This is a genomic window from Cohnella baijiui, from assembly GCF_020731285.1.
Lineage (GTDB): Bacteria > Bacillota > Bacilli > Paenibacillales > Paenibacillaceae > Cohnella.
In genome coordinates, this window is the sequence record NZ_JAJFOW010000502.1 from 1 (window position 1) to 212 (window position 212).

Sequence of the window (212 nt, forward strand, 5' to 3'; positions counted from 1 at the left end):
GCTTTACAACCGGAGGAAAAGGGTGCAAGTACCTCACTCCTGAGATTGTTAGCGTATCTGCTAGAAGATGCGATAAGTAGCCTGCTACAGCACCTAGAAATAAACCTTCCATACGTAGCGACGCTTCAGCATACAACCAGATATATGCCCATGCTGCCAGCGCCCAAACCGTATGCGTGTATGTACGGTGTGAGAAATGAGGAACAATAGCG

The 212-nt window shown here is 48.1% G+C and carries 1 protein-coding gene; it reads right to left on the reverse strand.

The annotated features are described in order from the left end of the window. The coding region (locus tag LKX83_RS33545) for a metal-dependent hydrolase (RefSeq protein WP_227887652.1) at nucleotides 1–208 on the reverse strand (208 nt) is incomplete at its 3' end. Nucleotides 209–212: the final 4 nt, after the last annotated feature.